This is a genomic window from Micromonospora desertarenae (genome assembly GCF_056150265.1).
In genome coordinates, this window is the sequence record NZ_JAXCFQ010000019.1 from 100453 (window position 1) to 121235 (window position 20783).

Consider the following 20783-nt stretch of genomic DNA (forward strand, 5'->3'; position numbering starts at 1 on the left):
CGACACCACGCCGCCGGTGCCCGCTGGTGGACCCGCCTCCCGTCGTGGTCGACGCGCCGGGACCGGGTTCGACCGTCACCGGCCGGTCGGGCCCGTCACGACCCGGCGCGCCGGCCGGCTCGGCGGTCAGCGGGCGGCGACCAGCAGCAGGACGGTGGTCACCAGCCCGGCGGCGAGCACCACTGTCATCGGCCGCGGGCCGAGCACGGCGTGCCGGCGGTCGGCCAGCCGCTTCGCCGGCACCAGGCCGACCAGCGGCCCGAGCAGCGTCACCACCAGCGCCAGCACCGGCATGCCGACCGCGAGGTCGCCGCCGTTGCGCTCGCCGAGCGCGCGGGCCGCCGCCCCCAGCCCGTACGCCAGCACCGCGCCGAGCACCCCGCAGAGCGCGAGCAACGGGTTCACCGAGCCGGGCAGGTCACCCGGCCGGCGGGTCCGGTCGAGCAGCTCGCGTACCCCGTCGAGCAGCAGGGCCGGGTCGCCGGTCGCGTCGGGCGCCGGCCCGGGCGGCGCGCCGAGCCGCCGCGCCCCCGGGCCGAGCCGGTCCCGCAACTGCTGCCACAGGTGGGTCGCCTCGGCGTCCACCCGCTCCTGCGCCTCCCGCGCGTCGACCAGTTCCCGCTCGGCCCGCGCCACCCGCTCGGCGGCCTCGGCCACGGCCCGCTCGGCCGCCGCGCACTGCTGCTCGTACCAGGCGTGCGCCTCGGCCCGCTGGCCCTGCACCCGCGCGGTCAGCTCGGCCAGCCGCCGCACCTGCGCCGCGTACGTCTCACTGGTCACCGGTTGGTTCATCGGGACGGTCCGTAGGGGATGATCACCTGACCGGTGCGGTGCACCGCCCGGTCGAAGAAGAGCCCGCGCCACGGGCGGGGGTACCAGTCCGGCCCGCCGGTGCCCGGATACAGCGACGAGCCCAGCTCGCCACCGTGGGTGTCCAGCGCGACCCAGGCCCCGATCTGGTCCGTCCGCGCCGCCGGGCCGCCCAGGTCGGCCCGCATCCGGGCCACCCCCCGCCACCAGGCCAGCACGTGGGTCCGCCGCTCCGGACCGTCGTGCAGGATCCGGCGCAGGTGCTCCAGCCCGGTGCGCCGGCCGACCCGCGCGCCCAGCGAGCCGGCCGCCGCGTCGACGGCGAAGAGCAGCAGGTAGTGCGGCGTGCCGCTGGTGCCCGGTGCGCCCAGGCCGTCGGCGGTCTCGGCCGTCAACTCGGCCACCGTCTCCTCGTCGTACCAGGCCGCGTCGTCGGCCAGGTCCTCGTAGAGCGACCGGGCGGCCGGGTCGGCGTCCGGGTCCAGGCAGGCGATGGAGAACCGGGCGCTGCCCGGCCGGTGCTGCCGGGCCAGCGAGCGGGCCGCGGCGTCCAGCACCGCGCACGCCTCGTCGACCCGGGTGCCGAGCACTGCCAGGTTCCGCCCCGGCGCCCGGGGCAGCCGCAGCGCCGCCGAACGGGCCTGCACGTCGATGATCTCGCCGAGTAGCGCCACCGGGTTGCGCAGCGTCCCGGTCGCCGGCGCGCCCAACGCCCGGAAGTCCGGCGCGTCGGCCAGCCGGGGGATCGCGTCGCCGTCGAAGAGCCGGGCCGGCGCGGCGTCCTGCGGACGCATCCGCCACAGCCGGTGCTGCAACTCGCTCCAGGTCTCCCAGTCGCTGGCCGAGGGGATCCGGGCCACCTGGTTGCCCTCGGTCATTCCCGACTCGGCGTTGACCACCGCGTGGTGCCGCGGCAGCGACTGGGCGGCGTCGTTGCGTTCGGCGAGGATGCGCAGCGCCTTGGGCAGCGCGATGCGCAGGGTGAACTGGGCGACCAGCGCCGGGCGCCCCCACAGCGCCTCGATGCCCCGCACGTCCTGCGAGGCGAGCACCAGGTGGATGCCCTGCGACCGGCCCCGGCGGGCCAGGTCCTCCAGCAGGTCGGCCGCCTCCCGGGCCACCACGTCCCGGCCGGCCAGCAGCATCTGGAACTCGTCGACCACCGCCACGATCCGCGGCCAGTGCCCGGTGGGGTCCACCGCGCGCAGCTCGGCCAGCTTGGTCACCTCGTGCTTCTTCGCCGCGTCGGCGCGCCGGCGCAGCTCCTCGGCGAGGAAGCGCAGCAGCGCCAGGCCGAACTCCCGGTCGGTGTTGACGTTGATCCCGACCAGCCGCATGTGCGGCAGCCAGCTCGGGTCCCGCCGGCCCTGGGCGAACCGGGCGAAGGACACCCCCTCCTTGAAGTCGAGCAGGTAGAACTCCAGCTCGGCGGGGGAGTAGCGGGCGGCCAGCGCGCCGATCCAGGCGAAGATCAGGTTGGTCTTGCCGGTGCCGGACGGCCCGCCGATCAGCGCGTGCGGCGGGTAGTCGCCCAGGGTCAGCAGCACCGGCCGGCCGTCCGGACCCTCCCCGATGGGCGCGGTCAACCCGGTCGCCGAGTCCTCCCGCCACATCCGCTCCGGGGGCGGCAGCAGGTCGGTGAACGGGGTCGGGGCCGGGCCGGCGTTGACCCGCGCCGCCACCTGCCGGCAGGTCTCGGTGACCAGCGCCGCCGGCGGCGGCGGATCCAGGCGTACGGGCAGGCCGGGCGGGCCGCCGATCCGGGCGCCGTCCGGCTCGGCGCGGACCCGGGTCACCGTCGGGTCGTCCGGCAGCGACACGCCCCGGACCACCAGGTGCACGCCGCACGCCGCCCCGGTGCGCACCACCCGGTCCAGTTGGCCGCGCTCGTGCCGGGACGGCTCGTCCCCGCCGAGCAGCACGGCCACCCGCCACGGCTCCGGGCGGCGGCCGGTCGCCGCGGCCAGTTCGCGTAGCGAGCCGTACTCGCCGGCCAGCACGGTCTCGTTGATCCGGCGGATCTGCTCCACCAGGTCGTCGAGCAGCCGGCCCAGCCCGCCGGGACCGACGAAGGTCAGCAACCCGGCGGTGCCGAGCGGCGCGAACCCGGCCAGCCCGCCGCCGAGGTGCTCCGGGTCGTAGCCGACCAGCCGGACCCCGCCCGGGTCGGCCCGGCCCACCGCGCGCAGCAGCAGGGCGGCGACCACCGCCTCGCTTCCGTCCCGGTCCGCGCCGGTCAGTTCCACGTGCCCGGCGTCCAGCAGCGGCACCAGCGCGGGCACCGGCTCGGCGCCGGGGATGCGCAGCGTGCCGATCCGCAGCGCGCCCGGCGGCTCGGCCCGCCCCGGCGGGGTCGGCGACCACCCGGCCCAGTCGGCGGACGCGGCGCCCGGGGATTCGCGTCCGGCGGCGGCCGCGGCCCGGCGGGCCAGCTCGGCGATCCGGGCGGCGTGCCGTTCGTCGATCTCGGCCAGCCGGCGGTCGCGTTCCGCGCCCACCCGCTCCGGCACCGCGGCGGCGGCCCGCCGGATCCGGGTCAGCCGCTCGCGCTCGGCGGTCAGCTCCGCGTGGGCGCCGGACAGCCGGGTCCGGGTGGCGCCGAGCGCCTCGGCGAGCATCCCCCGGACCCGGGTGACCAGTTGGGCGCGGCGGTCAGCCATCGGTGCCCCGGCGCCGGTCCCCGCCGGCCGCCGCGTCCGGGCCGCCCCGGCCGGGCCCGCCCGAACCGTCGCGGTGCGACCCGTCCGGCCCGGGTGTGCCCGGGCCGCCCGGCCGGGGCGCGGCGCCGGCCGGCTCGCGGCCGGCCTCGGCGGGCAGGTCCCGGCCGAGCCGGGCCAGCAGCACCCCGGTCAGCACCCCGGCGGTGACCGCCGGGTCGGCGGCGTGCGGCTGGTCCTGCTCGCCGCGCCGGGGTGGGGGCATCCGGCAGACCCGGGTCAGCAGGGTGTCCAGCACCGGCGCGGGCAGCCCGGGCAGCAGGTCCCGGACCCGCCCGTCCACCTCCCGGCGCAGCCGGCCCAGGTCGTCCGCCCGGGGCGGGTGGCCGAGCAGCTCGCCGGCGAGGTCGCGCAGCAGTGGCGGGGCCACCGCCGCCAGCCCGAGACCGACGTCGGCGTGTGCCCGGCGCAGCTCGGCGTGCAGCCGGTCGCGGTCGCCGGCGCGGACCCCGCGCACCACCCGGCGCAGCAGCTCCCGGGAGTCGGCGACCCGCTCGTCCGGCCCGTCCGGCGGGCCCTCCCGGCCCCCGGTCAGCTCCGTTACCCGCACCGCCCACCAGCGGCGCATGGTCACCTCGCCGGCCGGTTCGGGCGCGGGCGCCACCGGCGCGGCCTCCCGGGGCGCGTCGTGCCGCGGCCGCCGGCCCGGCTCCTCGCGCGGCGGCGGCGCGCCGTCGGCGGCCAGCCCGATCGCGGCCAGGTACGCGGTGAGCTGTTCCTGCGCGACGCGCAGCGCGTAGTTGGCGGTCTCGGCGTGCTCGGTGGCCGCGGACAGCTCCGGCACCCCCATCGGGTTGGCCGACTCCTGCCGTACCCAGCGCAACCGCTCGGCGGCCAGGCCGAACTTCTCCAGCGCCTGACCGAGCAGGCCGACCGGCAGCTCCTCGGCGGCGGCCCGGACCTGCGCGCCGACGTCCTCCACGATGGACATACCCGGCGCCCTCAGAGGGCCGCGACGTAGAGCTGCGCCTGCTCGACCGCGACCAGGGTGGCCGCCAGGCACTCCTCCAGCTCCTGGCTGGCCTGGGTGAGCGAGGCCTGGGCCGCCTCGACTGTCTCGTGCCCGCTGCCCTCCAGCGCCCCGGCCAGTGTCTGCTGCGCCTCGGCCAGTTTCTCGCCGGCGGCCTGGACGGCGCTCTGGCCGTCGCCGATCTGTTGCAGGGCGACATCGATGGCTGCCTTGAGCTCGGCGACGCTCGCCACGGTGGAACCTCCTGGGGGCGGGGAGGCCTCCATTAGAGCCTATCCCGGTGGGTGAGAGAACAACCGCCCTGTCAGTGTTCCTGCCCCGTTGACCGGTTGTCGACCCAGAGCGCCGCAAGTCCGATTGGTGGGACCGCCGGCGGTCGGTCGGTCAGTCCCGCAGCCACCGTGGCCCGTACACCTCGGCGCCCAGCACGGCGACGCGTTCGCGCAGCTCACGGTCGGCGGTGACGACCAGCCGGCGGCGCTGCGGGGCGGCCGCGACCTCCTCGACGATCGCGTCGTCGCCGGAGCGGTCGGCGGCGACCACCCGCACCCCGGCCACGGACGGCACATCCCGCGCCGCGCCCTCCACGACCAGCACCACCTCCACCGGGGGTGGCAGCCGGCCGGGCAGCCCGGCCGCGCCCAGCGGGGCCAGCGCGTCGCGCAGCCGGGCGGTGGCGCCGGCCCGGTCCCGCCACCATCCGTCCGGGCGCGAGCCCACCACGTTCGCGGCGTCCACGATCAGCAGCGGCATCGACTCCATGCCGCCAGCCTGCCACCCGGCGCGGGGCGGCCGGGCGGCGCACCGCCGGGCGGGCACCTGCCCGGCGGTGGCACCGGTGCGGCGTTTGTCGGGCCGGCCGCCGGGTAGCCCCTGGCGACCGTGCCGCGCGCCCGACTGCGGAGGACAGACATGATGGGACCCGGTGACTTCGGCTCCGACCCGTGGGACGAATTCCTGGCCCGGTACTTCGGCCGGGGCGAGGGTGGGCGCCGGCCCGCGCACCGGGTCGACATCACCCGGCTGATGACCGCCGACGCCCGGGAGATGCTCGCCGACGCCGCACGGCGGGCCGCCCAGCGGCACAGCACCGACCTGGACACCGACCACCTGCTCTGGGCGGCGTTGCAGCGCGAGCCGCTGCGCGACCTGGTCCGCCGGGCCGGCGCCGACCCGGACACCCTGCTCAATGCCCTCGGCGGGCGGGGCGACGGCGCGCCGGGCGGGGAGGTGCCGCCGAACCTCTCGCTGACCCCGGCGGCCAAGCGGGCGTTGCTCGACGCCCACCAGCTGTCCCGGGCGATGGGCGCCAACTACATCGGTCCCGAACACATCCTGATGGCGCTGCCGCTGAACCCGGAGTCGCCGGCCGGGCGGATGCTGGCCGCCGGCCGGATCCAGCCCGAGTCGTTGCAGGCGGCCAACGCCGAGCGCGGTCCGATGGCCGGCCCGAAGCCGGACCGCGGCACCCCGACCCTCGACCAGTACGGCCAGGATCTCACCGACCTGGCCCGCAACGACCAGATCGACCCGGTGATCGGCCGGGCCGACGAGATCGAGCAGGCGGTGGAGATCCTCTCCCGACGGACGAAGAACAACCCGGTGCTGATCGGTGAGGCCGGCGTCGGCAAGACCGCGATCGTCGAGGGCCTCGCGGAGCGGATCTGCGACGGCGACGTGCCGCAGACCCTGCTCGGCAAGCGGGTGGTCCAGCTCGACCTGGCCGGCCTGGTCGCCGGCACCCGCTACCGGGGCGACTTCGAGGAACGGCTGAAGAAGGTGATCGAGGAGATCCGCGCGCACCGCGAGGAGCTGATCGTCTTCCTGGACGAGATCCACACCCTGGTCGGCGCGGGCGGCGCGGGCAGCGAGGGCGGGATGGACGCCTCCAACATGCTCAAGCCGGCGCTGGCCCGCGGCGAGCTGCGGGTGATCGGCGCGACCACGCTGGACGAGTACCGCAAGAGCATCGAGAAGGACGCCGCGCTGGCCCGCCGGTTCCAGCCGGTGTTCGTGCCCGAGCCGAGCGTCGAGGACACCGTGGCCATCCTGCGCGGCCTGCGCGACCGCTACGAGGCGCACCACCAGGTCCGGTTCACCGACGAGGCGCTGGTGGCCGCCGCCGAGCTCTCCGACCGGTACGTCACCGACCGCTACCTGCCGGACAAGGCGATCGACCTGATCGACCAGGCCGGCGCCCGGATCCGGCTGCGTACCCGCACCCCGGCCGAGGACGTGCGGGAGCTGGAGCAGCAGCTCGACGAGGTACGCCGGGACAAGGAGCAGGCGGTCGCCGACGAGCAGTACGAGCGGGCGTCCGCGCTGCGGGACCGGATCTCCGAGCTGGAGGGGCACATCCGGCGGGCCAAGGGCGACGAGGAGCCGTCCCAGGTGCCGGCGGTCGGGCCGGAGGAGATCGCCGAGGTGGTCTCCCGGGCCACCGGCATCCCGGTCGCCCAGCTCACCGAGGAGGAACGCGACCGGCTGCTGCGCCTGGAGGGGCACCTGCACGAGAAGGTGGTCGGCCAGGACGACGCGGTCAACGCGGTGGCCGAGGCGGTGCGCCGGTCCCGGACCGGGCTGGCCGACCCGGACCGGCCGATGGGCAGCTTCCTCTTCCTGGGCCCCACCGGCGTCGGCAAGACCGAGCTGGCCCGGGCCCTGGCCGAGGCGCTCTTCGGCGAGGCCGACCGGATGGTCCGGGTGGACATGAGCGAGTTCCAGGAGCGGCACACGGTCAGCCGGCTGGTCGGCGCCCCGCCCGGCTACGTCGGCTACGAGGAGGCCGGGCAGCTCACCGAGGCGGTGCGCCGCCGCCCGTACGCGGTGGTGCTGCTGGACGAGATCGAGAAGGCCCACCCGGACGTGTTCAACATCCTGCTCCAGGTGCTCGACGACGGGCGGCTCACCGACAGCCAGGGCCGGACGGTCAACTTCAAGAACACCGTCCTGATCATGACGAGCAACCTCGGCTCCGAGCTGATCACCGGCACCCAGCGCGCGGTCGGCTTCGGCGCCGGCGCGGAGGGTGGCGAGCAGGAGCGCGACGAGCTGCGCGAACGGCTGATGCGCCGGCTCCAGGAGAACTTCCGGCCGGAGTTCCTCAACCGGATCGACGAGGTGATCATCTTCCGCCGGCTGGAGGCGGAGCAGCTGCGCCAGATCACCGGGCTGATGCTGGAGGAGACCCGGCGCCGGCTGCACGCCCAGGACATCCAGGTGGACTTCACCACCGCCGGCGTCGACTGGCTCGCCGAGCACGGCTACCAGCCGGAGTTCGGCGCCCGCCCGCTGCGCCGGGTGATCCAGCGGGAGGTGGACAACCAGCTGTCCCGGATGCTGCTGGAGTCGGCGGTCTCGCCCGGCCAGAAGGTCGTCGTGGACGCCCGCGACGGCCGGCTCACCTTCGACGTCAGCGCCGGCGAGCGCGGCTACACCGCGGCCACGACCTCGCATCCGCGATGAGCCGGAGGGCGGAGATGACCGAACCCGAGGAGAGCCGGGACGCCAGCGACCGCACGGATCCGATCGTGGCCCCGCCGACGGCCAACCCGGCCCGGGTGCGGGTGCCGCCGGAGGGCCTGGGTCGGCGGACCGACGACGAGGAGGGGGACCCGGGTGCGTCCGGGCCACCGCCGGCAGAGGAGGGCTGATGGTACGAGAGCAGCGGCTCGATCCCGAGGTGGAGGTGCTCTGGGACGACTTCCACGCCCAGGTGAACGTCCCGTCCGAGAAGCTGCGGCAGTGGCTGCTCACCCGCGGCTCCGGTGAGGAGTCGTTCGGGCCGGACCCGGATCTCGACCTGCCCGAGCCGGGCCGACAGATCCTCAAGGTGCTGACCAAACGCAAGGTCGACCTGACGCCGGAGGACATCAAGGTGATGCAGGACGCGATCGACGAGATCCAGAACCTGCTGGAGGCGAAGCCGCCGCGCGGCAACGCCGACGACGAGTGGCGCCACGCCCTGCTCGACCTGGGCCACGACGTCCTCGTCGAACGCTGACCCGGCACCGACCCAGCAAAGCTGATCATGAAGTTGTCGTCACCCGCCACGGCGTGTCGTGACGACAACTTCATGATCGACGGGTCTGGCCGGATTCCGCGGGGGAGCCGGTCAGGTGCCCTGGTCGGATTCGAGGCTGCCGATGGTGAGGCCGACGGCGTCGGCGGCGGCCTCGCGGTCGGCGCGCTGGCGCTGCTCGCGGGTGAGCAGGTTGGCGTACTCGGTGATGGCCGACGCGTCGGGCACCTCCGGCAGGCGGCGCAGGAAGGCCTCCACGTCCTGGGCGGCGGCGGTGTGTGCGGCGGCGGCCCGGAGCAGCGTCTCCCGGTCGGCGGCGGGGTCGAGGTCGGTCATGCCGGGCAGATACCCGCCGTCAGGCGGTTCGCACCCCGCGCGCCCCGGCGACCGACCCGGCCGCCCCGGCGCCGCGCACCCCGAACTCCGGGTTGCGCATCAGCCAGGCCAGGTAGGCCGGGTGCGGCGCCAGCGCGTCGGTGTACGCGGCCAGCGCCGTCTCCAGCACCAGGTCGGCGCCGAGCGCGGCGGGGGAGTCCGGGTGGAAGCCCAGCAGCAGCCGCCAGCGCAGCGGGGTCCCGGCCAGCCGCCGGGTCACCAGGCCGGCCACCGGGCGGAAGGTGGCCTGGCACAGCGCCACCGCCTCGCCGGCGTCCACCAGGTCCACGCAGCCGCGCACGTCCGCCTCGTACACCTTGCGCGGGGTGAAGCCGGCGCGCGCGCAGGCGGCGGCGAAGCAGTCGCCGAAGCAGCCCTCGCCCGGCGCCGCCACCCACTGCTCGTGGCGCAGGTCCACCAGGCGCACCTCGTCCCGGTCGGCCAGCGGGTGGGTCTCCGGCAGCAGCACCATCACCGGGTCGACCGCCACCTCCCGCCAGCAGAGCCCGAACTCGGCCGACGGCGCGGAGTCGCCGCACACCCCGATCAGCGCGTAGTCCAGCCGCCCGCCGGCCACCGACTGCGCCAGCTCGTCCGCCGACCAGGACGCGTAGGTGCTGATCTGGGCCTGCGGCTGCTCGGCGGCGAGCCGGTGCACCAGCCGGCCGAGGATCGGGCTGTTCATCCCGCCGAACCGGTACCGCCGGGGCGCGTCGCCGGCGCCGGCCAGCCGGGCCGCCTCGTCCTGCAGGCCCTTCATCGCCGGCAGCAGCACCCGGGCCCGGGCGAGCACCAGCTCACCGAGGGCGGTGGGGCGGGCGCCGCGGCGGTCCCGCTCGAACAGCGGCCCGCCCAGGGTCCGCTCGATGCGCTGGAGCTGGGCGGTGAGCGCCGGCTGGGCCAGGCCGAGCGTCGAGGCCGCCTTGGTCACGCTCCCCGTCTCCGCGATCGCGCAGACCACCCTCAGGTGTCGCAGCTCCAGGTTCATGGATATGACGGTAGGTCCACCGGCAGTCGGCGGGAAGGGTCCGTACGGATCAACGCTTTCCGATATTTGCGGGCCAGGGCCGTCGGCGCGGCGGCCGGCCGGTCAGTTCTCCGGCGGCGCGGGCAGGTCGGCCAGGTAGGTGGGCCGGCCGGAGACCGCGTCACGCACCTTGTCCACCACCCCCACCGCCGGCTCGACGATCCGGTTCCACGGCGGGGTCGCCGGGGTGGCCGGGTGCGGCCGGGTCGGCGCGGCCTCCTCGGCGATCTCCAGCCGGTTGCCGAGCCGGATCAGCTCCTCGGCGGTGGCCACCTCGCGCAGCGCCGCGACCAGCGCGTCGACCCCGGCCACGTGCCGGCGCACCCGCTCGGCCAGCTCCGCCAGGCCGGTCGCCTCCTTGAGCGCGCCGAGCAGCCCGGCGTCCGCCTCGATCTCGTCGTCCACCCGCGCCGCGAGGTCCGGCCGGGCCGACCGTACGGCGGGCAGCAGGTACTGCTCCTCGGCCGAGAGGTGCCGGGACAGCGCGGCGGTCAGCACCTCCAGCCCGTCCGCCGGCGGCTCCGGCGCGCCGGTGAGCCGGTCCACCAGCTCCAGCAGCTGGCGGTGCTCACCGGCGACGATGTCGGCGATGCTGCGCCCGCCGGGCCGGTAGCCCTCCTCGGGCGCGGGCGGCAGCGGCGGCAGGGGGACGGTCATGGTGCCCTCCTCGATCGCGGACCGCGGTGGGGGCGCGGTCGCGTCCGGCGGTACCCGGCGGCGTCTGCGCCGAAACCGTGGGCGGCTGGTATGAAGATGCGATGACGAGCGACGCCGCCTCCGCCCGACCCGACCCCACCGCCGAGGTCGTCGACCTCTGCCGCGACCTGCTGCGCATCGACACCACCAACACCGGGGACAACGACACCAGCGTGGGTGAACGCCGCGCCGCCGAGTACGTGGCGGAGAAGCTGGCCGAGGTGGGCGTCGAGCCGGTGATCCACGAGTCCGCGCCCGGTCGGGCCAACCTGGTGGCCCGCATCCCCGGCACCGACCCGGGACGCGGCGCGCTGCTCGTGCACGGCCACCTCGACGTGGTGCCCGCGGACGCCGACGAGTGGTCGGTGCACCCGTTCTCCGGCGAGCTGCGCGACGGCTACCTCTGGGGCCGCGGCGCCATCGACATGAAGGACTTCGACGCGATGGTGCTGGCCGTGGTGCGGCACTGGCAGCGCACCGGCGTCCGGCCGCCGCGCGACATCGTGCTCGCCTACACCGCCGACGAGGAGGCGGGCAGCGACTTCGGCGCGCACTTCCTGGTGCAGCGGCACCGCGACCTCTTCGACGGCTGCACCGAGGCGATCGGCGAGGTCGGTGGCTTCTCGTACTCGGTCAACGACGCCCAGCGGCTCTACCTGATCGAGACCGCCGAGAAGGGCATCGACTGGCTGCGGCTGCACGCCAAGGGCCGGCCCGGGCACGGCTCGATGGTGCACGACGACAACGCGGTCACCGCGCTCGCCGAGGCGGTGGCCCGGATCGGCCGGCACCGCTTCCCGGTGGTGGTCACCGACACCGTGCGGGCGTTCCTGGAGGAGGTCTCCGACCTGCTCGGCGTCGAGCTCGACCCGGACGACCCGGAGACCGCCATCGCCAAGCTCGGCCCGATCGCCAACATCATCGGCGCGACCATCCGCAACACCGCCAACCCGACCCGGCTGGCCGCCGGCTACAAGGACAACGTCATCCCGGGTCGGGCCACCGCCACCATCGACTGCCGCAGCCTGCCCGGCCAGTCCGAGCTGCTGGAGCGGCAGCTGCGCGAGCTGATCGGCCCGGACATCGCGATCGAGTACATCCAGCGCCAGCCGGCGCTGGAGACCACCTTCGACGGCGACCTGGTCGAGGCGATGTCGGCGGCGCTGCGCGCCGAGGACCCGGGCGCCCGGCCGGTGCCGTACATGCTCTCCGGCGGCACCGACGCGAAGGCGTTCTCGCAGCTCGGCATCCGCTGCTTCGGCTTCGCGCCGCTGCGGCTGCCGGCCGACCTGAACTTCTCCGCGCTGTTCCACGGCATCGACGAGCGGGTCCCGGTGGACGGACTACAGTTCGGCGTGCGGGTTCTCGACCGGTTCCTGCGCACCTGCTAGCCGGGTCCGGCGCACCAACCGTCCGGCACCGAACCTCCCCATCGTGAAGGGACTGCCTCACATGACCGACCAGCACGGTGAGCTGGACGCCGCCCTCGAGCGCGTGATCGAAGCGGCCCGCCACCACCTGGCCGCCGTCCGCGCCGCGCAGGGCCGCATCGACGACGACGACGTCTGGCAGGCGTACGTGGCGTTGAACAACGCCTCCTACGCCTACGACGAGCAACTCCTGGACGCCTTCGGCGAGGTCACTCCCTGGGACGTCGAGTCCATCGACCCGGACGAGGCCGACCAGCGCTTCGGCGGCGGCGCGGAGGGCGTGGAGGCCAGCGACCCGCACCCGCGGGTGATCTCGGTGCGCCAGCGCCGGGACTACCGGGTGCCGAGCGTCTCGGCGCTGATCCGGGTGGCCGAGGTGGCCCGCCGGGAGGGCACGCCGGAGGAGGACGAGCCGGCGCCCGTCGAGGGCGTCGGCGAGGCGGTGCTGGAGCTGCTGCAGAGCGGCGACGGCTCGCTCGGCGCGCTGGACATCCCGGAGCTGGAGCCGCTCGACGGGGTGGTGATGGTCAGCGAGGTGGGCACCCCGGTCGACCTGGAGTCGTTCGACGACGACGACCCGGTGGGCCCGTTCCAGCCGGGGGCCGACGACCGGCTGGTCGGCCGGCTCGACGAGCACCCGTTCCTGGAGCTCGACGACGAGCACGACCACGCCCACTAGGCAGGGCGCGACGCCCCGGGGCCCGGCTCACGCGGCGCGGGCTCCGGGGCGCCGGCGGCACGGGGCCCCGGCCTCGCGGGGCCGTCAGTACGACAGGCCCGGCTGCGGCTGGTTGATCCGCCGGCGACGCAGCATCACCTGCCGCGTACCGTCCCGGAACAGCCGCACCCGGGCCAACTCCCATCCGGAGAACTCCGCCTGGATCGCCAGCTGCGCCGCGGCGGTCAACCGGTCGACGTTCGGCGGCAACCGCAGCGGCGCGTATTCGTAGTCCATGGGCACTATGCTGCCCAGCCCGGCGGCCGTCCGCCACCCCCTCCGCGGTGACCCGCGCCGCTGCCCGTGCCCGGTTTCCGCCGGCCCGCGCCGGGTGCCCGACGCCGCCGGCCGGCCCCGCCGCCGCGGGTGGCTCAGCCGGCCGGGGCGTTCGCCGCCAGCAGGTCGGCCAGGGCCGGCGCGGCCAGCGCGACCGACTGCGGGGTGCCCGGGTCGACCACCAGCCCCCAGGACCGGTCCGGCCAGTCGGCGAACAGGTCGGCGCAGGCCAGCGCGATGAACGGCACGTCCGCGCCGGCGAAGGCCGTCAACGCCTCCGGCGAGGTGAACACCGGCAGCAGCGGCGCGCCCGCCGGATCGGTGGCCACCGTCCACGGGAAGTCGGCCTCCGGGCTCGGCTCCGCCGCCAGCGGCACGCACACCGGAGCGGCCGCCAGCACCCCGAGGTAGCCGGGAAGGTCACGCCGACCGGCCGCCTCGGCGAGCAGCTCCGCCACCGTCCGCTCCGGCGCGCCGGTGCCGCTCGGTCCGGCTCCGGCCGCCGCTGTCGACCCGGCCGTGGGGTAGGGGCTGTCGGCCGGTCCGGCTCCGGCGTCCAGGGCGGCCCGGGGGCCCGTGGGGTTCGGGCCGCCGGCGGTCCCGGTTCCGGCCGCCGGGGTCGGCTGGGCCGTGGGGTACGCGCCGCCGGCGGTCCCGGCGTCCGTGGCCAGCCGAGGGGCGGTGGGGTTCGGACCGTCGCTCGGCCCGGTCCCGGCCGCCCGGGTCGGCTGGGCCGTGGGATGCGGGCCGGCGGCCGTCCCGGGTCCGCCGGTCGGCGTCGGCGCGATCGCGGGGCCCGGAAGGTCCGTCCCGCCGGCTCCGGTCGCCGTCGCCCGCGCGGTCGCCAGGGCCGGGCTGCCGACCGCCGCCGGCTCGCCGGTCGGGACCTCGGTCTGGCCCGGCGACCCGCGTAGCGCACCGACCGGCGCGTGGTCGACCGGCGGGTGGCCGCGGCCCGGCGCCGGGGCCGGCGTGGTGGCCGGTTGCGGCACGGCGGGCACCGGGACGGGCGTGGGCGGCAGGGCCCGGCAGGAGAGCGCGCCGGGATCGGCGGTGAGCACCTCGGCAGCGGTCCGCGCCACGAACGCGCTGAGCCGGTCGAGCCGCTCCGGGGTACGCGGCGTCTCGTACCACCAGCCGCCGCTGCCGTCGGCCGGGCGGTGCCAGCCGAGCGCGGCCAGGCGTGCCTCGTCGTAGCCCGGGCAGTGCAGCCGGACCGTGTCCCGGCGGACCAGCAGGTGCAGCCGGCGCGGACCGGCGGCCAACTCCAGGTCGGTGTCCCGGTCGCAGCGGGCGAGCGTGTCGCGCAGCCGGTCGACGATCTCCGGCCAGCTCGGCGAGGTCATGCCGGCGAGCCCGGCAGCTTGCCGTCCAGCCGGCCCAGCCGGCCGACGGCCTCCTCCAGCCGACCCAGCGCGGAGAAGTCGCCGGGCGCGCCGAACAGGTCGGTCAGCCCGGCACCGAGTTTCGCGTCGAGGCCCTCGGTGCGTTCCTCGAACCGCTCGGCCGCGGCGGCCTTGGCCCGCCCGTACGCCTCCAGCACCATCTCCGCGAGCCCGTCGGTGCCGGCGCGCAACGCGGTCGGCGCGAAGCTCAGGTCGGTGAGCGCTCCGGTGGCGTCGACGGTGGCGGTGACCAGGCCGCTCTCGTCGGTGGCGGTGCCGGACAGCTCGGACAGGTCGTCCTGCAGGCCGGCGAAGCGACGTTCGATGTCGGCGATCCGCCCGGCGAGCGCGTCGAACGCGGACAGCGGGTCAGCCATGAGATTCCTCCCCCGTGGACGGTGGCACCGGGGTGGTGCCCGGCGGCCGGATGATCGTATCGTCGGTGGGCCGCACGACACGGGGGAGGAACGGCGATGCCACCAGACATCGAAGTCGATGTGCACGCGGTCCGTCGACTGGAGACCGCCGCGAAGCAGGTCGCCAGCTCGCTGGCCGGTCTGGAGAGCCGGATCGCCTCGGCCGGCGACATCCCGTCGGGCGCCTTCGGTCACCTGCCGTTCGCCAGCGACATGCTCCGCGACAAGTACGCCGAGCAGGTCGAGGGCGGGATGGAGCTGTTCCGGTCGGCGCACGACGCGTTCGAGCGGGTGGCCACCGCGCTGGCCGGCACGGCCGAGGCGTACGAGCGCAACGAGCAGGACATCGACGCCGGGTTCAAGGCCATCCAGTCCGGGATGCCGCGGTGAGCGGGCCCGCCGGCAGCGCCGTCCAGCTCTGGAACGGCATCGACAACGCGCTCTCCGGCGTGCACGAGGCGGTGGACAGCGTCTGCCGCACCCTGGCCTGGCCGCTGATCCAGCTCGTCGACCTGGTCGACGGCGAGCCGGCGGCGCTGCGCGCCAAGGCCACCGAATGGGACGCGCTGGCCGCGCAGGTGCGCGAGCTGGCGCAGAGCCACCGCAGCACCCGCGAGGCCGCCCAGGCGGGGTGGCGCTCGCCGTCCGGTGAGGCGTACGGCCGCCGGATGGCCGAGGTGGAGCAGCAACTGCTCGACCTCGGCGAGCAGTTCGCCGCCACCGCGGAATACCTGCGCGGCGTCGCCGACGGCCTGCAGACCGTGCACGACGTGCTGGTCGACCTCTGCGTCGAGTTCGTGAACTGGATGCTGGTCACGCTGGTCACCGCGCTGCTGATGGCGCCGTTCACCGCCGGGGCGTCCTGGGCGGCCGGCATGGCCATCACGGTCACCCGCGGCATGATCGTGCTGACCCGGATGCTCAAGGTGATCCGGCCGCTGGCCGCGCACCTGCAGAAGGTGATCAAGCTGCTCCAGCGGGTGCTCTACTACCTGCGAAAGCTGCGCAGCCACCTGGACAAGCTGGTCGACAAGCAGAAGTGGCTGCGCACCGGCCAGAAGTTCGCCGACAAGCGGAGCGCCGGCGGCAAGGCGGACAAGTGGTACCACAAGGCCCTGGACCCGGCTCGGGGCCACCTCAAGCTGGGCAAGTCCGGTTCGCCGTTCGACATGGGCGCCTTCGAGCGGATGAAGGTGCTGCGCAGCGAGGGCATCACCAACGGCGCCCAGACGATCGCCCGCGACTGGGCCACCAACCTGCCGTGGAACGTGCCGAACACCATCGTGCACGGGGTCACTTGGGGCACCGCCGCGGTCGCCACCGGCCTCTCGATCCCCGGCGCCGACCTGGTCGACGACAAGGTCGGGCAGGCGGTGCAGGACGGCGCCGACTGGATCGACCAGAATGTCTTCGGTCAGCCGCCCGCGGAGCAGCCGGCGGGCCGGTGACGGTCGATCGAGGAGGTACGGCGTGAGCGCGAGGAGTGAGCCGGTCCGGCGAGCCCCGCAGTCGCGAACCGAGCTGGCGCCGGTGAGCGCGAGGAGTGAGCGGCGAACCGAGGTGGCGCCGTGAGCGGTGGTGGGCGGGGCCGGCTCGGGCGGCTCACCGAGGCGGTGCTCGGTGGCGCCCGGGCGGCCCGGGACAAGGCCCGCGAGCTGCGCGACGAATTCCGTACCAGCGACGAACCCGAGCGCGCGCTGGTCGCGCCGCTGGTGCCCGGGCAGGAGCTGCGCTACGTCGGGCTGGCCCCGGTCCGGGCGCCCGAGGGGCACCGCGCCGGCAGCCAGCTCGTCGACCGGGTCGGCGACGAGATGGCCGAGGCGCTCGACCCCCGGGCGCTGTTCGGGCTGCTCAACATCGTCAACCCGGTGGCCTGGGTGGACGCGGTGATGACCCCGGTGCGGCTGGCCGCGGGCGTACTCCTGCTCCCCGGCAAGGCCGCCGTGCTCGCGGCCGGCGTGCCGGGCGAGGATGAGCCGGCGGCCGGGCCGCCGCAGCAGGCGCCGGCCCGGGAGCCGCTGCCGCTGACCGAGGAGCAGGAGGCGTTCCGGGCGCTGTTCCGGCTCAGCCGCTACCGGCCGCTGGCCGACCAGCTCGCCGAGATCGCCTACCGGCGCCGGTACGTCTTCAGCGGCGACCTCGCCACCCTCGCCGGCAGCCTGCTGCTCTTCCTGGAGCGCTACACCGGCACCCCGCTCGCGGTGACCGACACCCACCTGCACCTGCTGCGGATGGGCCGCCGGCCGGACGAGGGGCGGCCGGACAAGCGCCAGCCCCGGCTGCTGTGGAGCGTGCAGCGCGACCGGATCGCCCGGATCGACTGCGACCACGGCGGTGCTCGGCTGATGCACTTCCCGTCGACCATCGGGTTCGACGACGGGTCCTGGATCCGGATCGTCAATCCGGCGACCCGGGACGACCAGAACCGGTTCCTCGCCGCCGTCCGGGAGATCCCCGGCCAGCGCCCGCCCGGCTGACGCCGCGGCGGCGTCGGTCAGCCGTCCCGCTCCGGGTAGCCGACCGGCACCGACGACACGTCGTCCAGCGCGGTGGTGATCTCCTCCGGCAACGTCATCCGCTCCACCTGGAGGGCGCCGAGCAGTTGCCCCACGGTACGGGCGCCGAGGATCGGCGCCACCACTCCCGGCCGGTCGCGGATCCAGGCCAGCGCCACCTCCAGCGGCGAGACCCCGAGCCCACCGGCCGCGGTGGCCACCGCCTCGACGATGCTGGAGCAGCGCGGCTCCAGGTAGGTGGCGACGAACCGCTCGAAGTGCGGCGACGCCGCGCGGGAGTCGGCCGGCCGGCCGTGCCGGTACTTGCCGGTGAGCACCCCGCGGCCCAGCGGCGACCAGGGCAGCACACCCAGCCCGAGCGCCTCGCAGGCCGGCAGCACCTCCCGCTCCACGCCCCGCTCCAGCAGCGAGTACTCCACCTGCGCCGCCACCACCGGGGCCCGCCCCGGCCAGGCGGCCTGCCAGGTCGCGGCGCGGGCGGTCTGCCAGCCGGAGAAGTTGGACACCCCGACGTAGCGGACCCGCCCGCTGGCCACCGCGTGGTCCAACGCCGCCAGGGTCTCCTCCAGCGGGGTGTCCGGGTCGTAGCCGTGCACCTGGAACAGGTCGACGTGGTCGGTGCCGAGCCGGCGCAGCGAGGCGTCGAGCGTACGCAGCAGGTGCCCGCGCGAGCCGTCACGCCGGCGGCCGCTGCCCGGCCGCAACCCCGCCTTGGTGGCGATCAGCAGCTCGTCGCGGGGGACCAGGGTGCCCAGCAGCGAACCGATCACCGACTCGGCGTCGCCGTCGCCGTAGACGTCGGCGGTGTCGACGAGGTTGCCGCCCGCGTCGAGGTAACTCTTCAACTGGGCGGCCGCGTCGTCGGCGTCGGTGTCCCGGCCCCAGGTCATGGTGCCGAGAGCGAGCCGCGAAACCGCCAGCCCGCTTCGGCCGAGCGGTCGCTGTTGCATGGGTGAACCTTATTTCGAACCGGGCCGGACGGATATCCTCGCTCGCCGGCAAGTCTGCCGCTCCGCCCCGGTGTCCGCTCGGCCCGGTGCCGGCTGGTCCGCCCGGCCGGCCGGAGCCGTCCGTCCGCCCGACCCGCCGGCCGCCCGACGCCGAGGTCGGGGCGATTCCGGTGAGCCGGTGATCGGCCCCGCGGGCGGCATTGCGTAACCTGGTGCGACCTGTGGTGCGGATGGGGGAGGACCAGTGCGACTCGGGCTCAGCCTCGGATACCAGACGGCGTGGAGCACGCCGGCCGACCACCTGGCCCTGGCCCAGGAGGCGGACCGGCTCGGCTACTCGGTGGTGTGGGCGGCGGAGGCCTACGGCTCCGACTCGCCGAGCATGCTCGCCTGGATGGCCGGCCAGACCGAGCGGATCGACGTGGGTGCCGCGGTGATGCAGATCCCCGCCCGCACCCCGGCGATGACCGCGATGACCGCGGCGACCATCGACGCCCTCTCCGGCGGCCGGTTCCGGCTCGGCCTCGGGGTCTCCGGCCCGCAGGTCTCCGAGGGCTGGCACGGCGTACGGTTCGCCAAGCCGCTGGCCCGCACCCGCGAGTACGTCGACATCGTGAAGCTGGCGGTGGCGCGCAAGGAGGTCGCCTACGACGGCGAGTTCTACACGCTGCCGCTGCCGGACGGCCCCGGCAAGGCGCTCCGGCTCGGCTTCCACCCGCCGCGCGAGCACATCCCGATCTACCTGGCCGCGGTCGGCCCCAAGAACCTGGAACTGGCCGGGGAGATCGCCGACGGCTGGCTGGCCGTCTTCTACTCGCCGGAGTTCGCCGAGGAGCACCTCGCCGCGGTCCGGGCCGGGCGGGCGAAAATCGGCAAGGACCTCGCCGGCTTCGACGTGGTCCCGTCCGTTCCGGTGGTCGTCGGCGACGACGTCGCCAGCTGCGCCGAGCTGGTTCGCTGGTACGCGGCCCTCTACGTGGGCGGCATGGGCAGCCGGCAGCAGAACTTCTACAACCAGCTGGCCACCCGGATGGGGTACGGCGACGCCGCCCGCGAGGTGCAGGACCTCTACCTCGCCAAGCGGCAGCGCGACGCGGCCGCCGCGGTGCCGATGGAGTTCATCGACCGCACCTCGCTGCTCGGCCCGAAGGAGCGCATCGCCGAGCGGATGCGGGAGTACGCCGCCGCCGGCGTCACCACCCTGTCGGTGAGCCTGTTCGCCGCCGATCGGGACAGCGGGGTGCAGACCCTGCGTACCGTCGCCGAGGCGCTCGACCTCGCCGGAGTCGGCGAGTGACCTGGGTCGAAGCCATCGTCCTGGGCATCGTCCAGGGTCTGACGGAGTTCCTCCCGGTCAGCTCGTCCGGGCACCTGCGGATCACCTCCGCGATCTTCTTCGACCGGGACGCCGGGGCGTCGTTCACCGCGGTGACCCAGCTCGGCACCGAGGCGGCGGTGCTGATCTACTTCGCCAAGGACATCTGGCGGATCACCCGCACGTGGCTGGTCGGGATCAGGGACAAGTCGGTCCGTTCCAGCCTCGACTACCGGATGGGTTGGTACGTGATCGTCGGCTCGATCCCGATCGGGCTGTTCGGCTTCCTGTTCAAGGACCAGATCCGGACCGCCGGCCGCAACCTCTGGCTGGTCGCCACCACGCTGATCGTCTTCGCGTTCGTCCTCGCCTTCGCCGAGTACTGGGGCCGGCAGACCCGGACCCTGCAGAACTTCCGGATGAGCGACGGCGTGGTGATGGGCTTCGCCCAGGCGATGGCGCTGATCCCCGGCGTGTCCCGCTCCGGCGGCACGCTCACCGCCGGCCTGCTGCTCAACCTGACCCGCGAGGCGGCCGCCCGGTACTCGTTCCTGCTGGCCATCCCGGCGGTGGTGATGTCCGGGATCTTCAGCATCGGCGACGTCTTCGAACCGGCCGCACCGGGCACGTCGGCGCCGTCGGTCGCCCAGATGGTCGTCGCCACGGTCATCGCGTTCGCCATCGGCTACGCGGCCATCGCCTGGCTGCTGCGCTACGTCGCCCACCACACCCTGTACGTCTTCGTGCTCTACCGGGTGGCGCTGGGCACCCTGGTCCTCGCCCTGCTGATGACCGGCACCATCAGCGCCACCTGAGCGGGCCCGACACTCGACGGCCCCCGGCACCGCGCGGTGCCGGGGGCCGTCGCGGTTCCACCGCGCATTCGCCAACGGCAGGGACTCGGGGCGCGGGCGCCCTGGCCGGGCGCGCGCCCCGGGCTGCCCGGCCGGGATGCGGGCTCGGGCGGCCGTCCGGGGGCCTGCGCGGCCGGGTGCGGGGTCGGCCTGCGGGCTCGGGCTCCGGTCTGCGCGGCCGGACGCGGCTCGGGCTCGGGGCGAGCGGGTCCCGGAGACAGCGCCGCCCCCGCGGCCTGGTGGCTGCGGGGGCGGTGCCTGGGGTGTCGGTGTGCAGGTCGCCTCTCGGCGAGTGGCGCGACGCGGT

The 20783-nt window shown here is 75.5% G+C and carries 22 protein-coding genes; 10 read left to right on the forward strand and 12 right to left on the reverse strand.

The genetic code is table 11. The features are described from left to right. Nucleotides 1–126 precede the first annotated feature (126 nt). The 5 genes from SM577_RS29230 to SM577_RS29250 all read right to left on the reverse strand — a co-directional run bounded on the left by SM577_RS29230 (nt 127) and on the right by SM577_RS29250 (nt 5259). Nucleotides 127–792: a hypothetical protein gene (locus SM577_RS29230; RefSeq protein WP_302922781.1), complete on the reverse strand. Its 666-nt coding sequence runs from the start codon at nt 790–792 to the stop codon at nt 127–129. After that, nucleotides 789–3470: an FtsK/SpoIIIE domain-containing protein gene (locus SM577_RS29235; protein WP_474588496.1), complete on the reverse strand. Its 2682-nt coding sequence runs from the start codon at nt 3468–3470 to the stop codon at nt 789–791. The genes SM577_RS29230 and SM577_RS29235 overlap by 4 nt, the downstream gene beginning before the upstream one ends. Then, nucleotides 3463–4458 (reverse strand): hypothetical protein, encoded by a 996-nt coding sequence (locus SM577_RS29240; protein ID WP_474588497.1) that lies wholly within the window; start codon nt 4456–4458, stop codon nt 3463–3465. The genes SM577_RS29235 and SM577_RS29240 overlap by 8 nt, the downstream gene beginning before the upstream one ends. An 11-nt stretch (nt 4459–4469) precedes the next feature. Further along, nucleotides 4470–4730 (reverse strand): hypothetical protein, encoded by a 261-nt coding sequence (locus SM577_RS29245; RefSeq protein ID WP_088993708.1) that lies wholly within the window; start codon nt 4728–4730, stop codon nt 4470–4472. Between the two features lie 151 nt (nt 4731–4881). Further along, nucleotides 4882–5259, reverse strand: coding sequence for a hypothetical protein (locus tag SM577_RS29250; protein WP_302922778.1), 378 nt, complete (start codon nt 5257–5259; stop codon nt 4882–4884). A gap of 150 nt (nt 5260–5409) precedes the next feature. Here SM577_RS29250 and SM577_RS29255 point away from each other — a divergent pair, with 150 nt between their 5' ends. Genes SM577_RS29255 through SM577_RS29265 form a run of 3 tightly spaced genes read left to right on the forward strand, consistent with a single transcriptional unit; the run spans nt 5410 to nt 8500 of the window. Further along, the gene (locus SM577_RS29255) at nt 5410–7962 is read left to right on the forward strand and encodes an ATP-dependent Clp protease ATP-binding subunit (protein ID WP_302922777.1); all 2553 of its coding nucleotides are present in this window, start codon (nt 5410–5412) and stop codon (nt 7960–7962) included. Between the two features lie 14 nt (nt 7963–7976). Beyond that, a complete protein-coding gene (locus tag SM577_RS29260; protein ID WP_302922776.1) occupies nt 7977–8150 on the forward strand; it encodes a hypothetical protein in 174 nt (57 codons plus the stop codon). Next, nucleotides 8150–8500 carry a DUF3140 domain-containing protein gene (locus tag SM577_RS29265; RefSeq protein ID WP_302922775.1) on the forward strand — a complete coding sequence of 117 codons (351 nt, stop codon included), beginning with the start codon at nt 8150–8152 and terminating at the stop codon, nt 8498–8500. The genes SM577_RS29260 and SM577_RS29265 overlap by 1 nt, the downstream gene beginning before the upstream one ends. A 111-nt stretch (nt 8501–8611) precedes the next feature. On the opposite strand, the gene SM577_RS29270 is transcribed toward SM577_RS29265, so the two are convergent. The 3 genes from SM577_RS29270 to SM577_RS29280 form a co-directional block, all read right to left on the reverse strand. After that, complete coding sequence (locus SM577_RS29270) at nt 8612–8854, reverse strand: hypothetical protein (RefSeq protein WP_474579848.1); 243 nt, start codon at nt 8852–8854, stop codon at nt 8612–8614. Between the two features lie 19 nt (nt 8855–8873). Next, a complete protein-coding gene (locus tag SM577_RS29275; RefSeq protein WP_302922773.1) occupies nt 8874–9881 on the reverse strand; it encodes a LysR family transcriptional regulator in 1008 nt (335 codons plus the stop codon). A gap of 102 nt (nt 9882–9983) precedes the next feature. Then, nucleotides 9984–10577 carry a hemerythrin domain-containing protein gene (locus tag SM577_RS29280; protein ID WP_474579847.1) on the reverse strand — a complete coding sequence of 198 codons (594 nt, stop codon included), beginning with the start codon at nt 10575–10577 and terminating at the stop codon, nt 9984–9986. 101 nt (nt 10578–10678) lie between these two features. On the opposite strand from SM577_RS29280, the gene SM577_RS29285 reads away from it, so the two are divergent. Together SM577_RS29285 and SM577_RS29290 are read left to right on the forward strand one after the other, a co-directional pair. After that, a complete protein-coding gene (locus tag SM577_RS29285) occupies nt 10679–12007 on the forward strand; it encodes a M20/M25/M40 family metallo-hydrolase (RefSeq protein WP_474588498.1) in 1329 nt (442 codons plus the stop codon). Nucleotides 12008–12068: 61 nt separating this feature from the next. Next, complete coding sequence (locus SM577_RS29290; RefSeq protein WP_302922814.1) at nt 12069–12725, forward strand: hypothetical protein; 657 nt, start codon at nt 12069–12071, stop codon at nt 12723–12725. Between the two features lie 84 nt (nt 12726–12809). Here SM577_RS29290 and SM577_RS29295 read toward each other — a convergent pair whose 3' ends face one another. The 3 genes from SM577_RS29295 to SM577_RS29305 all read right to left on the reverse strand — a co-directional run bounded on the left by SM577_RS29295 (nt 12810) and on the right by SM577_RS29305 (nt 14802). After that, a complete protein-coding gene (locus tag SM577_RS29295; protein ID WP_088993715.1) occupies nt 12810–13001 on the reverse strand; it encodes a DUF5703 family protein in 192 nt (63 codons plus the stop codon). A 134-nt stretch (nt 13002–13135) separates the two neighbouring features. Further along, nucleotides 13136–14386, reverse strand: a complete 1251-nt coding sequence (locus SM577_RS29300; protein WP_474588499.1) for an SseB family protein — start codon at nt 14384–14386, stop codon at nt 13136–13138. Beyond that, a complete protein-coding gene (locus tag SM577_RS29305; protein ID WP_302922769.1) occupies nt 14383–14802 on the reverse strand; it encodes a YbaB/EbfC family nucleoid-associated protein in 420 nt (139 codons plus the stop codon). Before SM577_RS29305 ends, SM577_RS29300 begins: the two co-directional genes overlap by 4 nt. Nucleotides 14803–14898: 96 nt before the next feature. Here SM577_RS29305 and SM577_RS29310 point away from each other — a divergent pair, with 96 nt between their 5' ends. The 3 genes from SM577_RS29310 (at nt 14899) to SM577_RS29320 (ending at nt 17318) form a co-directional block, all read left to right on the forward strand. Then, nucleotides 14899–15231: a hypothetical protein gene (locus tag SM577_RS29310; protein WP_302922768.1), complete on the forward strand. Its 333-nt coding sequence runs from the start codon at nt 14899–14901 to the stop codon at nt 15229–15231. After that, nucleotides 15228–16289 carry a WXG100 family type VII secretion target gene (locus SM577_RS29315; RefSeq protein WP_302922767.1) on the forward strand — a complete coding sequence of 354 codons (1062 nt, stop codon included), beginning with the start codon at nt 15228–15230 and terminating at the stop codon, nt 16287–16289. The genes SM577_RS29310 and SM577_RS29315 overlap by 4 nt, the downstream gene beginning before the upstream one ends. 120 nt (nt 16290–16409) lie before the next feature. Beyond that, nucleotides 16410–17318 carry a hypothetical protein gene (locus SM577_RS29320; RefSeq protein WP_302922766.1) on the forward strand — a complete coding sequence of 303 codons (909 nt, stop codon included), beginning with the start codon at nt 16410–16412 and terminating at the stop codon, nt 17316–17318. Nucleotides 17319–17335: 17 nt separating this feature from the next. On the opposite strand, the gene SM577_RS29325 is transcribed toward SM577_RS29320, so the two are convergent. Further along, nucleotides 17336–18307 carry an aldo/keto reductase gene (locus tag SM577_RS29325; protein ID WP_302922765.1) on the reverse strand — a complete coding sequence of 324 codons (972 nt, stop codon included), beginning with the start codon at nt 18305–18307 and terminating at the stop codon, nt 17336–17338. Nucleotides 18308–18551: 244 nt separating this feature from the next. Here SM577_RS29325 and SM577_RS29330 point away from each other — a divergent pair, with 244 nt between their 5' ends. Together SM577_RS29330 and SM577_RS29335 are read left to right on the forward strand one after the other, a co-directional pair. Beyond that, nucleotides 18552–19604 (forward strand): LLM class F420-dependent oxidoreductase, encoded by a 1053-nt coding sequence (locus tag SM577_RS29330; protein ID WP_302922764.1) that lies wholly within the window; start codon nt 18552–18554, stop codon nt 19602–19604. After that, nucleotides 19601–20437, forward strand: coding sequence for an undecaprenyl-diphosphate phosphatase (locus SM577_RS29335; RefSeq protein WP_302922763.1), 837 nt, complete (start codon nt 19601–19603; stop codon nt 20435–20437). The genes SM577_RS29330 and SM577_RS29335 overlap by 4 nt, the downstream gene beginning before the upstream one ends. Nucleotides 20438–20783: the final 346 nt, after the last annotated feature.